Source organism: Pseudomonas sp. MDT1-17 (assembly GCF_054898105.1).
In genome coordinates this window covers 4,750,270-4,763,622 of sequence record NZ_JBUBVM010000001.1, presented here as the reverse complement: position 1 = coordinate 4,763,622, position 13,353 = coordinate 4,750,270, and the positions used below count along the sequence as shown (strand labels likewise).

Here is a 13,353-nt window from a genome sequence, read left to right as displayed (position 1 = left end):
CTCCAGATAAAGAATACTCAGTGAACGTCAGGCTGTTCGTCAGCCGCCATGGTTGACATAATTGCGCCTTAATCCTCACCTGATTGACTCGCGTTTTTTCTCTTGGAGCACCCATGCACGTACTGGTTTGCGAAGACGATGAGCTGATCGCCAGCGGCATTGTCGCCGGCCTCACCGCTCAGGGCCTGACGGTAGAGCATGTCGCCACCGCATCGTCTGCCCGGGCGATGCTCAAGGTCGCGGAGTTCGATGTGATGGTGCTCGACCTCGGTCTGCCCGATGAAGACGGATTGAAGCTGCTGCAGCAGTTAAGACACAACGGTCTGGAAATCCCGGTGTTGATCCTCACCGCCCGGGATTCAGTCACCGACCGTGTTGATGGCTTGCAGGCCGGCGCTGACGATTACTTGCTCAAGCCTTTCGACCTGCGCGAACTGGCGGCGCGTCTGCACACGTTGTTGCGACGAGTGGCGGGGCGCAGTGTCAACCTGATCGAACACGGCCGTCTGACTTATGATCCGAGCAGCCGCGAAACCATGCTCGGCGGCCAGCCGGTGGACCTTTCTCGTCGTGAGCAGTCGCTGTTGCAGGCCTTGCTGCATAATCGGGGCCGGGTGCTGTCCACCGAGCAATTGAAAGACAGCGTTTATGGTTTTAACGATGAGCTGGAAAGCAACGCCCTCAACGTGCATATCCATCACCTGCGGCGCAAACTCGGCAATGGCATTGTCGAGACGGTGCGTGGCCTGGGCTATCGCTTGGGGCCGGCCAATGGTGGAGAGGAACTGAAAAAGTGATGAGCCTGCGTTTGCGCCTGAGCCTGACACTCGGCGCCGCTTTTGCCCTGATCTGGGCCTTGGCTGCGGCCTGGATGCTCAGCGACCTGCGCAACCAAATGATGTTTTCCCTCGACCAGCGGCTGGTAGCGTCGGCACGCATGGTCGCCGGCCTGATGGAGCAAATGCCGGCGTTGCCGAGCAAGGGCGAGGGCACCCATTTCAGCGCTGAACAACTGAACATCCCCGGTGGCATGGCCTGTCAGGTCAGTTCGTTACGTGGCGAAATCCTCGCCCGCAGTCACACCGATCCGCAACAAACTCTGGAAGCCGAAAAAATGGGCTTCCACGACCAGATGATCGACGGTGCACCGTGGCGCAGTTTCACCCTGGCCCGCGGCGACGTGCGCATCACCACCGCCGATCGGCAGATCGAGCGTGAAGCGCTGAACCTGTCGATCCTGCTGGCGGCTTCGGTGCCGGTGGGCGTGGCCTTGCTCGGTTGCCTGTGCCTGCTCTGGCTGGGCATCGGCCAGGGATTGGCGCCGCTGAACCGCATGCGCGATGCCTTGATGCGCCGCAGCGCCGACTCCCTGGAACCGTTGCAGATCCAACCGCTGCCCAGCGAATTGCAACCGTTGCTGGACACCCAGAATCAGCTGTTCCAACGGATCGGCAAGACCATCGAACGGGAACGCCGTCTGACCGGTGACGCTGCCCACGAATTACGAAGCCCGCTGACGGCGATCAAGACCCACCTGCAAGTGGCGCGCATGACCGACGGCGCGGCGCGGGATCAGTCCCTGGCCCGGGCCGAAGAGGGCGCCGATCGCTTGCACCGGACCCTTGAACAATTGCTGCTGCTGGCGCGGGTCGAGGGCAGTCTGTCGTTCGATGATGGTGTGCAATGCAGCGCCGAACAGGTGGCGAAACTGGCGATTCAGGACGCCGCCAGCGGTGATCGTCAGCGGATCAAATTTCAGCTGCCGCCGAAGATCTCTCACGCCCCGGTGCAAATGCCCGCCGTGCTGTCGATTGCCGCGTTGCGCAACCTGCTGGACAACGCGCTGCGTCATACCCCGGACGACGGCGCGGTGGAGCTGAGTCTGGTAACCACCGGCAACCGCGTGCAGTTTGTGGTTCGCGACCATGGTCCCGGCATTGCCGAAGACGATCTGCAACACCTGACCCAACGTTTCTGGCGCAACGGTCAAAGCACCGGCTGCGGTCTTGGTCTGGCGATTGTCCAGGCGATTGTCCAGCGCTGCGGTTGTACGTTGCATTTCGACAGCCGGCCGGATGGGTTGCGAGTCGAACTGACCATGCCGTTGCAACCCATCTGACAAGCACCGCAGAGCAAATGTGGGAGCGGGCTTGCTCGCGAAAGCGGTTTAACATTCACCGATGATGTTGGCTGTGAGTCCGCCTTCGCGAGCAAGCCCGCTCCCACACTGTTTCTGTGTTGCACATCAAATGTAACTCCTCTCCATTGGCATTCGAGCCGTCACCGACGCTATCGTCCCCGGCAGCTTTGACTCAATGGATTGAGGTAACAGCGCCATGGATGCACCCATACACATTTGCAAGGCAACCCCTGCGGACGCCGGCATCATCAGCCGGATCGTCGAGCGCTCCATTCGCGTGTGTTGCGCGCTCGACCATCGCAACGATCCGCTGACCGTCGCCACCTGGACCCACAACAAGACCATCGAACACGTGCAGCCCTGGCTGACCGATCAGCGGTTGTACCTGAACATCGCCCTGTTGCAGGACAAACCGGTCGGTGTCGCCATGGCCGCGATCAGCGGCAAGGTCGCGTTCTGTTACGTGCAGCCGGAATGGTTTCGGCGCGGGGCCGGGCAAGCACTGGTGCACGACCTCGAAGACTGGTTGACCCATCAGGGTTTGCGCCAGGCACGACTCAATAGCACCCGTACCAGTGAAGCGTTTTACCGTCATCTGGGTTACCAGCCTTGCGCTGAAACCTTCGCGGTGGCTGGGCTCCACGCCATTCCCATGCGCAAAGCACTGACACCCCCTTCATAGAAAGCTGATCGAGGGTCTAAATCCTCGACGCCCTGATGCGTTTCCAGAACAGGAAAACCTTATTGAGGGGTCGAGAGATGTCAGTCGCTACCAGCCTTATGGAAGATCAGTCGGCCCGGATCACTTCGGCGCCGACCGAGACGCTTTATCAGTTCAACGAATCGCCGTTGCTGGCCCGTCAAAACCAGCAGGAATCGAATGCCCGCAGCTATCCGCGACGTATTCCCCTGGCCCTCAAACGTGCCAAGGGCATTTATGTCGAAGACGTCGAAGGCCGCCGTTTCATCGACTGTCTGGCCGGCGCCGGGACCCTGGCCCTGGGGCACAACCATCCGGTGGTGATCGAAGCGATCCAGCAAGTGTTGACCGATGAACTGCCCCTGCACACCCTCGACCTGACCACCCCGGTCAAGGATCAGTTCGTTCAGGACCTGTTCGGTCTGCTGCCGCCGGCATTGGCGGCTGAAGCCAGGATCCAGTTCTGCGGCCCGACCGGCACCGACGCGGTGGAAGCCGCGCTGAAACTGGTGCGCACCGCCACCGGACGCAGCACCGTGCTGTCGTTCCAGGGCGGATATCACGGCATGAGCCAGGGCGCGTTGAGCCTGATGGGCAGTCTGGGGCCGAAAAAGCCCTTGGGCGCTTTGCTCAGCAGTGGCGTTCAGTTCATGCCGTATCCCTATGATTACCGCTGCCCGTTCGGGCTCGGCGGCGCGCAAGGTGTGCAGGTCAATCTGAATTACCTGGAAAACCTGCTGAATGATCCCGAGGCAGGTGTGCAATTGCCGGCGGCAGTGATCGTTGAAGCGGTGCAGGGCGAGGGCGGGGTGATCCCGGCCGATCTCGACTGGTTGCGCGGCCTGCGGCGGATTACCGAAAAGGCTGGCGTGGCGCTGATCGTCGATGAAATCCAGAGCGGTTTTGCCCGCACCGGCAAGATGTTCGCCTTCGAGCACGCCGGGATCATTCCCGATGTGGTGGTCATGTCCAAAGCCATCGGCGGCAGTCTGCCGCTGGCCGTGGTGGTCTATCGTGACTGGCTCGACACTTGGCTGCCAGGCGCCCATGCCGGGACCTTCCGCGGCAATCAGATGGCCATGGCCGCAGGTTCTGCGGTGATGCGTTACCTGACCGAACACAAGGTCTGCGAGCACGCCGCTGCCATGGGCGAACGTTTGAGCGAACACCTGCGCATCCTGCAACGGGACTTCCCGCAACTGGGTGACATTCGCGGTCGCGGCTTGATGCTCGGCGTTGAACTGGTCGACCCGACGGGCGCACCGGATGCACTGGGTCATCCACCGATTTTCGGTCGTCTGGCGCCACTGGTGCAGCGTGAATGCCTCAAGCGCGGCTTGATTCTTGAACTGGGCGGCCGTCATGGCGGCGTGGTGCGGTTCCTGCCGCCGCTGGTGATCACTGCGACGGAAATCGATCGGGTGGCCGAGATTTTCGGCAGGGCCATGGCCGCTGCCACCGTCAGTCTCTAAATTTTTCAGCCTCTGGCACGTTCCTTCTACATAACGGCTGCGCACGCAGTGCAGTCCACCCTACAGCGATGGAGAAACACCATGACTTCAGTATTCGACCGCGAGGACATCCTCTTTCAGGTCGTGGTCAACCACGAAGAGCAATACTCGATCTGGCCCGATTACAAAGCCGTGCCTGCAGGCTGGCGCACCGTGGGCAAGAGCGGCCTGAAAAAGGACTGCCTGGCCTACATCGAAGAAACCTGGACTGACATGCGTCCTTTGAGCCTGCGTCAGAAAATGGAAGAACAGGCGGCCGTGGCGCACTAAGTCACCGCGCAAAAAGAAGCCCGCTGAGCCGGTAAGGTCAGCGGGTTTTTTTGTATGTGGAACATCAAAAGATCGCAGCCTCGTTTCACTCGACAGCTCCTACAAGGGATCTGTGGAAACCTGTAGGAGCTGTCGAGTGAAACGAGGCTGCGATCTTTTGATCTTAGGCTGATGGCTTACCGCTCAATCCCTTGATCAGCAAATCCACATTCCCCTCCAGCTCGGCCACCGGATCCGCCGCGTCCACACTCAACACCACCAACCGGCTACCCGCGTCGGCAATCACCGTTTTCAGCGCATCCGAGGGCTGTCGATGATGCAACACCACCGCCACGTCATTGTCCTTGAGCGTCGCGCCCAATTGCTTGAGTGCTTCAGGTGTCCACTCGGCATCCGGCCGTGCATCGAGACCGATCAGCTCCAGGTTGAGGCCGCCAATCAGATAGCCAAAGTGGTCACTCAGGCTCATCACGCTGAGGTTGTCGGCGCTGGCCAACCGCGCTTCGCTGTCAGCGCTGAACTTGAGCAAGCGCTGTTTGAGCGCCGCCAGGTTGGCCTCGATTTTCGGCTTGGCCTCGGGCGCCAGACGCACCAGGTCCGCCGCTATCACGTCCGCCATTCGCCCCATGTTGTTGCTGGAAAACCACGGCTGACTGTTCAACCCATCGACCTTGTTGCCAGGCTGCACGGCGATGCCGGGCAGGGCGCCATCCACCGGGCGCGCGGCATCGACTTCAACGATACGGATGTTGCTACGCCGGGAGATCGGGTACAGCGGGTCATCCGCCCACAGCGAGCGCAGGCCGATCACCGCATCGGCATCGGTCGCCAGTCTGGCCAGCGCCGGAGCGCCACGACCCGTGAAGTACGCGGTCTGACGACTGCCGGGCAGGTTGGCTGGCGCAGCACGTTCAAGGCTAATGTCGGTGCCTTTGAGCAGGACTTCGCCGAGCCCGTAAGTGATCGGCAAGGACGCCAGTACGCGCAGCGGTTTGACGCTGTCAGCCGCAAAGGCTGTATTGACCAGACCACACAGGGCTACGGCCAGGCTCAGTTGACGCAGAGAAAATGACATTTATCCGAGATTCCCTTTCAGGCTTGGGACGACGCCACGCGCAATGGCAGCGAGAGCGAAGGCGATGCCGGCCACCAGAATGATCGCGGCGCCGGACGGGATAGGCAGGTCGAACACAATCGGTGCGAGGATCCCGCACAGCGTACTGACGGTGGCGATCAGCACCGAGCACCAGAAGAAGCCCTTGAGCGACTGGCTGAGCAAGCGCGCCGCCGCCGCTGGAATTACCAACAAGGCACCGACCAGAATCGCGCCGATGACTTTCACCGCCGCCACGGTGATCAGCGTCACCAGAATCACAAACAGGTAATCCAGGGTCTTCACCGCCACACCGCGGACCGACGCCAGTTGCGGGTTGAAACTGGCCAGCACGATGCGGTTGTACAACGGCAAGGCCAGCCCCATGACCAGCGAACCGACGATGGCCAACACCAACAGGTCATTGCCGTTCACCGTCAGCACCGAACCGAACAGCACGTTTTCGAGGATGTGCACGTTGATCTTGCCCGCCAGAATCAGCAGCAGACTGGCACCCAATGCCAACGACACCGAGAGGAACACACCGATCAACGTATCCGGCGCCAGACCCGTGCGGTTGCGCAGGTAGTTCAGCAAGATGCCAAACAACAAGCAGTAGCCGAACAGGCTGCCATAAGGCCCGGTGTAAGGTTCGCCCAGCAGAATGCCGATGGCCACGCCGGTCAACGCCGCGTGGCCCACCGCTTCGGAGAAAAACGCGAAGCGCTTGACCACCACCAACGTACCCAAACCGCCCAACACCGGACCGATCAGCAAGCCGGCGAGCAGCGCGTTGACCACAAATCCGTAGGCGAGCGCCTCGGGCAGGTAACCCGACGAGGCCCAGCCCTGAACCATCAATCGAAAGGCTTCGTAACTCATCAGGCAGCGCTCCGTGGATGGGTCGAAAACAGAGTCAATAATCGCTCCGGCGTCAGTGCCTGTTTCGGCGTGGCATCGAACAGCACCCGACGATTGAGCCCGGTGACGCGATCCGCCAGCCGTCCAACCGCTTCCAGGTCATGTTCGATCCACAGCACGGTGATCCCGCTCTGGCGCCAGTCGCCGAGCAGCCGTTCGAACACCTGAATACCGGCCTCATCGAGCGCCGACATCGGCTCGTCGAGCACCAGCAACTGCGGCGCTGGAATCAGACCCTGAGCCAGCAATACCCGTTGCCGTTCACCGCCAGACAACGCACCCATGCGCCGCTTGCGTTTGTCCTGCATGCCGACCCGTTCCAGGGCTTCGCCAATAGCGGCTGCGTAGTGTTTGCTCAAGCCGAGGAACGCCGGACGGCGCTGACACATGGCCGCCATGAAATCATCGACGGTCATCGGCAAACCCCGATCGAATTCCAAGGCTTGAGGCACGTAGCCGATGGTTCCCGGTGTGCCGGGCCATTGCAGACTCAGACTGCCCTGATGGGGCATCTGCCCGAGCAGAGTCTTGATCAGTGAACTTTTGCCGCCACCGTTGGGGCCGACCAGCGCATGCACGCTGCCGGGCTGGACCTGGAACGTGACGTTGTCGAGGATCATCGTGCGGCCCAGCGTCAAACTGACGTCGGCGAAATCAAGGGTCGGACCCGAAACCTGTGGGAGCGGGCTTGCTCGCGAAAGCGGTGGGTCAGTCAACATTGAGGTCGACTGACACTCCCTCTTCGCGAGCAAGCCCGCTCCCACAGGGGATTCGCTGATGGTTACTTGAGCCGTCATTGGCCGGACTCCTGAATCGCCCGGACCACGGTGTTGAGGTTGCCGGTCATTTCCTTTTCATATTTGTCGGCGGTGTATTCACCATAGGAAATGTGCGACAGCGGGTACAGCTTCACACCGGATTCTCGCTGGATGGTGTCGACGTAGGTGGACGGGAAATCCATCTCGGAGAAGATCACCTTCACGTCCAGTTCCCGCAATTGATCGATGGTTTTTTTCAGCTGGCTCGGGCTCGGTTCGATGCCGTGGGCCGGTTCGACCACAGCGGTCACTTCCAGGCCGAACTCGCGCAGTAGATAGTCGTACGCCGCGTGGACAGTGGCCACTCGCAGTTCGGCGTTCGGCGCCTGGGTCAGTTTTGCCAGGGCGTCGGCGCGCATCTGCCTCAGGCGCTTGCCATAGGCGCGGGCGTTCTGGGTGTAGGTCTTGGCGTTGGCCGGGTCGAGCTTGCCCAGTTGCCGGGCGATGTTGTTGACCTGGGCAATCGAGGCGCTGATCGACAGGAACGTGTGTGGGTTTACGACCTTGCCGGCGCCGCGCGCGGCGACGCCGGTGGCGGCCAGCAACGGTACGTTTTCGTTGGCTTCGATCACGGGAATGTTCGGGGTTTCGCTGGCGGCGATCATGCGGTCGGCGAAGTCGTCATGACCGACGCCGTTGAGCACGATCACGTCCAGCCCGCTGATGCGCTTGATGTCCTCGGCGCGGGGCTCGTAGGCGTGCGGGTTGAAACCGGCCGGAATCAGCGGCACCACCTCGGCCTTGTCACCGACGATGTTCGCCACGTAGCTGTAATAAGGGTGCAGGGTGATGCCGATACGCAAGCGTTTGGTCTCGTCGGCACTGGCCAGTGGTGTCAGCAGACAGGCAAACAGGCCGATCAGCAGCAGGCGCAAAAGCGGACGACGTTGAGATGAAATAGGCATGGGAAAGCGGTCTTCTCTCGGGTGAAGGCGAGGGTTCAGTGCCGGTGCTGGCGGGTGACGCCGGTATCGAATTGCGCAACGATCTGCTGCCAGCCGGCGCTTTCGAGCGCGGCGTCAGTCAGGTCGGTTGGGGCCGCGAGGGCTTTGCCGCGGTTGAGCCAGACGTCCGGCGCATCGTCGTCAGCGGTCAAGCGCATCAGAAACGAACCCGCCACGGTGGGCGTCTGGCTCTGGCCGAAGTAAGCCTTGTCGTCGAGCAATTGCCAGGCATGAGCGCCACGGCTGACGGAACTGGCGTCCTGGGCGAACGGCGCAAAACCCTCATCGGCAAGAGCTGCGGGGGCGGGGAGCGCCTGTTGCTCCTGACGTAGCAGGTGAATTTCATCGAGCGTCACCCGCAGGTCGGCGTAGATGCCTTGCTCGGACGCGCTCAAGTCACGGCGGGCATCCAGTTGATTGCTGCCAACGCTGCTGACTTCCTGAGACTCACCGCGCCAGGCGACTACCGAGCCGGCCACCGCCAGGATCATCAGGCACAACAGCAACACATAGAGGGTTTCATGGCCGGCACCGGCCGGACGGACGACGTGCGTGGTTGGCATACTCATGGGGCTTCGATGTCCGCTTGGTCGATCTCGACAACGTGGCCGGGGCCGGCATCGAACAGCACGTAGAACTCGGCGCCGGGCTTCTTGAAGGTCAGGGTCGAATCGGCACCGAGCTTGCCCGGCACGAGGATGGTTTCGTCGTAGCCGATCACGTCGAGGGTCACCCCCGGTGCGCCGCTGCCGTCGGAGAAACCGCCGGTGCATTGGATCTGCTCGGCGTCGATGGCTTTGCATTCGCACATCGGGTTGTGGGCCAGGGCGCTGGGGCTGAAACCGGTGCAGAGCACCAGCAGCGCGGCGCTGAGAGGACGTATAACGTTGATCATGGTTTGCCTCCTTGTTGGTTCAGCCAGGCGAGGGTGGCCGGGGATGCCTGGCTCAGGGGGATAGAGGCTTGATGCATGGCGCCGTCCCAGCCTTCCATGGTGATCCACAGCTCGGCGTCGGCTTTGGTCTTCTCCGGGATCGGCAGCATCGCGCCCATGCGGTACGGCGTGCCAAAGAAAATCACCCCGGCCGCGCGCAGGCTGCGTGGTTTGCCAATGCGCAGGTAAGTGGCCTTGACCTGATCACGACAGCGGTCGCACAGCGCCGCGTTGAAGTTCTTCATGTAGCCGGCCGGGCCATCGAGCGTCGGCGCTTCGTTACGCAACTCGGCCAGTCGCAGGCTCCAGGGACCGACCTGAACCTCGCCGATTTCCCGCTCACCCAGGCCGGTGTCACCGCGAAACAGTGCGGCGTCGGCGAAGTATTTGGGCATGAACCCGAGCGGCACCAGCAACAGCAGAACGTTGATGTGGAAGCGCCATTTGTGCCAGAAACGGCTGACTGTCGAAGCCGGTTTTTCTGCGGCGAACAGGCTCATTGGCTGACCTCCGTGGCTTCACTGCGGGTGGCCGGAGCAGTCTGACTGCGCGGGCGTTTATGGCTGCGCTTGAGGGCGTTGGCCGTGGCCAGGGCAGTGCGCTTGGTCCAGATCAGCAGACCGCTGAGGACCATCATGCTGAGGACCAGGCCGAAGAAGAACCAGATCAGTTTGATCCAGATCCCGCCGAAATCACCGGTGTGCAGCGGACGCATGGATTCGGTCACCAGTTCCAGGCCGGAACGGTCCGACAACAAACGGGTGGCGGCGATTTCACCGGTATACGGGTTGATGTCGGCGGTCTGGAACATCAGCGGATACCAACTGCGTCCGCCCACCGAAAGGTAGCTGTAGGCGTTGGCGGGCAGGCTGACGAAGCTGTCGTCCAGGCCGGGAATACGTTCCTTGGCTTCAAGAATGGCCGTCTCCAGGCTGATCATCGGCGCTGGCGAACCATCGGCCGTCAGCGGGACACTTTCACGCGGAACCACGGCAGCGACTGGCGCGGTGCTGATCGAGATCTGGTTATCGAACATGAACGCCTGAATCAGGAACCAGGTGCTGGTGACGGAAATCACCGCGATGAACCAGATCGACCAGATGCCGCTGAGGCGGTGAAAGTCGCCCCAGAAAATCCGTGCACCGTGACGAATGCGCAAAGTCGGGCGGAAGAAACCTTTCCAGAAGCGCTTGTAGACCACCAGCCCGGTGACCAGCGAAGCCAGCAATGGCAGGCTGAGAAACGACACCAGGTACCAGCCCCAGCTGTAGCCGTTGGTGAACGGCACCAGCCACCAGCCATGCAATGCGCGGGTAAACGCCTTGAAATTGAACTGCGGGGCAGTGCCCTGAATGATGCCGCTGTAAGGGTTGACGTAGACCGTCACGGATCGCCCGTCGGGGTAGCTGACCTCCACGTCGAGGGCGAAGTGCGATTCATCGGGCCGGCTGATGGCCTCGACCAGTGTGTTGGGCTCGGCCTTTTTGATCGCGGCAATGATCTGGTCATAGCTGAGCAGCGGTGCATCGTCCGAGGGTTGGCTGGCGCGCATTTGCGGGTTGGCCAGCCAGGCGATTTCCTGACTGACCACCGCCAGGGTGCCGGTCACGCAGACGATCAGCACGAAAAACCAGATCGGCAACGCGAGCCAGCTATGGACCAGAAACCAGAGTTTTGAACGGGATTTCTTCGACATGATTAAAGGTCTTGTTTCGATGAGAGGGTCTCAGCTGCGGGCTTCCCAGCGATGAGGTCCATGAAAGCCAGGCCGTGGCTTTTGCCTACGCGGGCCGACTGCATCTAAATAAGACGGATGAGCATTCGAAATCCCGAACGGGGATGTGAAAGAAAATGTTTCGTGTTTCTTTGTGCACATAACCCTGTGGGAGCGGGCTTGCTCGCGAAAGCGGTCTGTCAGTCACATCACTGCTGGATGTGCCTAAGCCTTCGCGAGCAAGCCCGCTCCCACAGGTTTTTTATTCACTAGAGGTCGCGGTGTGTCGAACCAACACGCCACAAATGTGGTGGTTAACCTTGGCTGAACATCTCCTTCGCCCGCTGCTCAATCTGCTCCTGAGTCAGATCTTCCTTGCGCGTGGCCAGAAACCACAGATGCCCATAGGGATCCTTCAAAGTCCCCGAGCGGTCGCCATAAAACTGATCCTTGACCTCGGACACCACCGTGCCGCCCGCTGCAATCGCCTGTTTATAAGACGTGTCCACATCGTTCACATACAGATGCAGGCCCACGGAGGGCGACGTGTCCGGATTGCTCAACGGGCCCTGATCGCAAGGCGTACCGAGCATGATCGGGCAATCGCCGATGCGCAGTTCGGCATGCCCGATGCCGCCATCGGGCATGGACAGGCGCATGACTTCGGTGGCACCAAAGGCTTTCTTGTAGAACTCGATGGCTTCGGCCGCTTTTTGAATGCCCAGATACGGGGTGATGCTGTGATAACCCTCTGGAATGGGTTTGACGCTCATGATGGTTCTCCCTGTTCTTGTCGTGAGTGAAGAAGTGTTCCTGCGCCGATTTCCGGTCGAATAACTATAGGTCAGCGTTTTTCACTCAACCGAACCCCCGACGAGCAGTAATCACTGTTCAAATATCTTTAAAGCAGCTGCGCCCCGGGCCCTTGCTCCCCCAACACATCGCCAAAATTGCGCAACGGACACGCCTCCATCGACAGACACCCACACCCAATGCAGCCATTGAGCCGGTCCCGCAGCAGCACGAGTTGATTGATCCGCTCGTCCAGATCCCGACTCCACTGCGCCGACAACACCTTCCAGTCCGCCGCCGTCGGGGCGCGGTTATCCGGCAGGGACTTGAGCGCCTGGCCAATCTCCGCCAACGGAATGCCCAATCGCTGGGCCACTTTGATCAACGCCACCCGTCTCAACACTTCCCGTGGATAACGGCGCTGGTTGCCTTGGTTGCGATCGCTTTTGATCAAACCCTTGGACTCGTAAAAGTGCAGCGCCGTGACCGCGACGCCGCTGCGCGCAGCCAATTGGCCGACGGTGAGTTCCTTGTGCAGATTTTCCGAGGTGATCATTTAATAAATGCCTCTTGACCTCTAGTTAACTCAAGGTTTTACCCTGCAGGCCTTCGGATCGCAAGATCCGGCTTACACGTAAGTGGGGACTATTCATGCAAGCGTCAGAGAAAAATCGCAGTTTCACCCAGCTGATCGAATTCGAGATCGAACCTCATCAACAGCCCGCACTGGTGTCGGCCTTGTCGAAACAGACCGAGCGCCTCGCCCAGGGCTACAGCGGTTTTCTAAGTGCCAGCATCCAGGCCAGCGACGATGGCCGGCGAGTGCTCAACTACCTGCAATGGCAAACACGCGAGGCGGGAGAAGCCGCGTTTCAAAGCTTTGAAAGCGGCGAGCAGGATTTCTGGCAGCTGATCCGCGCCCATCAGGCAAAAACCGTGACCTTCGGCTCGTTCCAGGTGCTGCACAGTCTGGAACGCAGCCACGACAACGCGCTGCATTGCAATCTGGTGGGTTAGATCGACAGCTGGATGACGCGCTCGCCCTGGAGGTGTTCCGTGGGCGGCGCTTGTTCGCCGCCAGCTCGCCGATTTATAGATAATTTTGGACTACAAAATGGTCTGCCTGAGCGGCGTTAGCCAAAGTCGATAGCCACTATCGAGAGCGTTGATTTCTGCTGACCGGATGCCCGGCGTAGCCTGTGTTCATTGCCCCGAACCCAGTTGCCAGGACGCCAACCATGAAACCTCTAATCGCCACTTTCTTGCTGCTTGCAGTCTCCGTTCTCGCCGGATGTGCCAGCCATGTTTCCCCGGAATTACGGCCCTACACCGCAGAAGAAACCAGGGAGCTGGCGCTTGAGGACTTGAATCGCCGCGGTCTGTCTTTCGAGGAGTACCACGCGAAGAAAGCCGAATTGCTCGGCCAACCGCAAAAGTCGTTCAGTTTCGACAAGCAAGGCGAAATGAACGCCGAACGTGCTGTACAGCTTCACGGTCGTCCTAGCTGAGACTGTAC

17 protein-coding genes are annotated in these 13,353 nt (G+C 60.6%); 7 read left to right on the top strand and 10 right to left on the bottom strand.

Translation table 11 applies throughout. The annotated features are described in order from the left end of the window. The first annotated feature begins 113 nt into the window (after positions 1-113). From ACYZTX_RS22100 to ACYZTX_RS22080, 5 genes are all read left to right on the top strand, one after another. Positions 114-797, top strand: a complete 684-nt coding sequence (locus tag ACYZTX_RS22100; RefSeq protein ID WP_462035840.1) for a response regulator — start codon at positions 114-116, stop codon at positions 795-797. Then, on the top strand, positions 794-2,119 hold the full coding sequence (locus tag ACYZTX_RS22095; RefSeq protein WP_462035839.1) for an ATP-binding protein: 1,326 nt from the start codon (positions 794-796) through the stop codon (positions 2,117-2,119). The genes ACYZTX_RS22100 and ACYZTX_RS22095 overlap by 4 nt, the downstream gene beginning before the upstream one ends. 217 nt (positions 2,120-2,336) lie before the next feature. Beyond that, on the top strand, positions 2,337-2,822 hold the full coding sequence (locus ACYZTX_RS22090; protein ID WP_462035838.1) for a GNAT family N-acetyltransferase: 486 nt from the start codon (positions 2,337-2,339) through the stop codon (positions 2,820-2,822). Between the two features lie 77 nt (positions 2,823-2,899). Then, complete coding sequence (locus tag ACYZTX_RS22085; RefSeq protein WP_462035837.1) at positions 2,900-4,312, top strand: diaminobutyrate--2-oxoglutarate transaminase; 1,413 nt, start codon at positions 2,900-2,902, stop codon at positions 4,310-4,312. 81 nt (positions 4,313-4,393) lie between these two features. Next, positions 4,394-4,621 carry an MbtH family protein gene (locus ACYZTX_RS22080; protein ID WP_461969733.1) on the top strand — a complete coding sequence of 76 codons (228 nt, stop codon included), beginning with the start codon at positions 4,394-4,396 and terminating at the stop codon, positions 4,619-4,621. A 163-nt stretch (positions 4,622-4,784) separates the two neighbouring features. On the opposite strand, the gene ACYZTX_RS22075 is transcribed toward ACYZTX_RS22080, so the two are convergent. From ACYZTX_RS22075 to soxR, 10 genes are all read right to left on the bottom strand, one after another. Continuing rightward, positions 4,785-5,696: a metal ABC transporter substrate-binding protein gene (locus tag ACYZTX_RS22075; protein ID WP_462035836.1), complete on the bottom strand. Its 912-nt coding sequence runs from the start codon at positions 5,694-5,696 to the stop codon at positions 4,785-4,787. After that, a complete protein-coding gene (locus tag ACYZTX_RS22070) occupies positions 5,697-6,596 on the bottom strand; it encodes a metal ABC transporter permease (RefSeq protein WP_462035835.1) in 900 nt (299 codons plus the stop codon). It abuts the gene before it with no gap. Further along, positions 6,596-7,354: a metal ABC transporter ATP-binding protein gene (locus ACYZTX_RS22065; RefSeq protein WP_462037093.1), complete on the bottom strand. Its 759-nt coding sequence runs from the start codon at positions 7,352-7,354 to the stop codon at positions 6,596-6,598. The genes ACYZTX_RS22070 and ACYZTX_RS22065 overlap by 1 nt, the downstream gene beginning before the upstream one ends. A gap of 74 nt (positions 7,355-7,428) precedes the next feature. Then, positions 7,429-8,358 (bottom strand): metal ABC transporter substrate-binding protein, encoded by a 930-nt coding sequence (locus tag ACYZTX_RS22060; RefSeq protein ID WP_462035834.1) that lies wholly within the window; start codon positions 8,356-8,358, stop codon positions 7,429-7,431. Between the two features lie 35 nt (positions 8,359-8,393). Further along, the gene (locus ACYZTX_RS22055) at positions 8,394-8,966 is read right to left on the bottom strand and encodes a DUF6162 family protein (protein WP_462035833.1); all 573 of its coding nucleotides are present in this window, start codon (positions 8,964-8,966) and stop codon (positions 8,394-8,396) included. Further along, positions 8,963-9,292: a hypothetical protein gene (locus ACYZTX_RS22050; RefSeq protein WP_462035832.1), complete on the bottom strand. Its 330-nt coding sequence runs from the start codon at positions 9,290-9,292 to the stop codon at positions 8,963-8,965. The genes ACYZTX_RS22055 and ACYZTX_RS22050 overlap by 4 nt, the downstream gene beginning before the upstream one ends. Continuing rightward, positions 9,289-9,831, bottom strand: coding sequence for a thiamine pyrophosphate-binding protein (locus tag ACYZTX_RS22045; RefSeq protein WP_462035831.1), 543 nt, complete (start codon positions 9,829-9,831; stop codon positions 9,289-9,291). The genes ACYZTX_RS22050 and ACYZTX_RS22045 overlap by 4 nt, the downstream gene beginning before the upstream one ends. Continuing rightward, positions 9,828-11,027: a PepSY-associated TM helix domain-containing protein gene (locus ACYZTX_RS22040; protein WP_462035830.1), complete on the bottom strand. Its 1,200-nt coding sequence runs from the start codon at positions 11,025-11,027 to the stop codon at positions 9,828-9,830. The genes ACYZTX_RS22045 and ACYZTX_RS22040 overlap by 4 nt, the downstream gene beginning before the upstream one ends. 332 nt (positions 11,028-11,359) lie before the next feature. Beyond that, entirely contained in the window at positions 11,360-11,818 is a 459-nt protein-coding gene (locus tag ACYZTX_RS22035; protein ID WP_449644178.1) for a VOC family protein, read from the bottom strand. A 128-nt stretch (positions 11,819-11,946) separates the two neighbouring features. After that, entirely contained in the window at positions 11,947-12,393 is a 447-nt protein-coding gene (soxR, locus tag ACYZTX_RS22030) for a redox-sensitive transcriptional activator SoxR (RefSeq protein ID WP_462035829.1), read from the bottom strand. A 95-nt stretch (positions 12,394-12,488) separates the two neighbouring features. Here soxR and ACYZTX_RS22025 point away from each other — a divergent pair, with 95 nt between their 5' ends. Together ACYZTX_RS22025 and ACYZTX_RS22020 are read left to right on the top strand one after the other, a co-directional pair. After that, complete coding sequence (locus ACYZTX_RS22025) at positions 12,489-12,854, top strand: antibiotic biosynthesis monooxygenase (RefSeq protein WP_192410921.1); 366 nt, start codon at positions 12,489-12,491, stop codon at positions 12,852-12,854. A 221-nt stretch (positions 12,855-13,075) separates the two neighbouring features. Further along, on the top strand, positions 13,076-13,345 hold the full coding sequence (locus ACYZTX_RS22020) for a hypothetical protein (protein ID WP_462035828.1): 270 nt from the start codon (positions 13,076-13,078) through the stop codon (positions 13,343-13,345). The last annotated feature ends 8 nt before the right edge of the window (positions 13,346-13,353 follow it).

Coding starts and splice junctions, on each gene's coding strand:
- ACYZTX_RS22100 (WP_462035840.1), top strand. CDS start 114: ATGCACGTACTGGTTTGCGAAGACGATGAGCTGATCGCCAGCGGCATT.
- ACYZTX_RS22080 (WP_461969733.1), top strand. CDS start 4,394: ATGACTTCAGTATTCGACCGCGAGGACATCCTCTTTCAGGTCGTGGTC.
- ACYZTX_RS22075 (WP_462035836.1), bottom strand. CDS start 5,696: ATGTCATTTTCTCTGCGTCAACTGAGCCTGGCCGTAGCCCTGTGTGGT.
- ACYZTX_RS22065 (WP_462037093.1), bottom strand. CDS start 7,354: ATGTTGACTGACCCACCGCTTTCGCGAGCAAGCCCGCTCCCACAGGTT.
- ACYZTX_RS22060 (WP_462035834.1), bottom strand. CDS start 8,358: ATGCCTATTTCATCTCAACGTCGTCCGCTTTTGCGCCTGCTGCTGATC.
- ACYZTX_RS22025 (WP_192410921.1), top strand. CDS start 12,489: ATGCAAGCGTCAGAGAAAAATCGCAGTTTCACCCAGCTGATCGAATTC.
- ACYZTX_RS22050 (WP_462035832.1), bottom strand. CDS start 9,292: ATGATCAACGTTATACGTCCTCTCAGCGCCGCGCTGCTGGTGCTCTGC.
- ACYZTX_RS22040 (WP_462035830.1), bottom strand. CDS start 11,027: ATGTCGAAGAAATCCCGTTCAAAACTCTGGTTTCTGGTCCATAGCTGG.
- ACYZTX_RS22090 (WP_462035838.1), top strand. CDS start 2,337: ATGGATGCACCCATACACATTTGCAAGGCAACCCCTGCGGACGCCGGC.
- ACYZTX_RS22045 (WP_462035831.1), bottom strand. CDS start 9,831: ATGAGCCTGTTCGCCGCAGAAAAACCGGCTTCGACAGTCAGCCGTTTC.
- ACYZTX_RS22020 (WP_462035828.1), top strand. CDS start 13,076: ATGAAACCTCTAATCGCCACTTTCTTGCTGCTTGCAGTCTCCGTTCTC.
- ACYZTX_RS22035 (WP_449644178.1), bottom strand. CDS start 11,818: ATGAGCGTCAAACCCATTCCAGAGGGTTATCACAGCATCACCCCGTAT.
- ACYZTX_RS22070 (WP_462035835.1), bottom strand. CDS start 6,596: ATGAGTTACGAAGCCTTTCGATTGATGGTTCAGGGCTGGGCCTCGTCG.
- ACYZTX_RS22085 (WP_462035837.1), top strand. CDS start 2,900: ATGTCAGTCGCTACCAGCCTTATGGAAGATCAGTCGGCCCGGATCACT.
- soxR (WP_462035829.1), bottom strand. CDS start 12,393: ATGATCACCTCGGAAAATCTGCACAAGGAACTCACCGTCGGCCAATTG.
- ACYZTX_RS22055 (WP_462035833.1), bottom strand. CDS start 8,966: ATGAGTATGCCAACCACGCACGTCGTCCGTCCGGCCGGTGCCGGCCAT.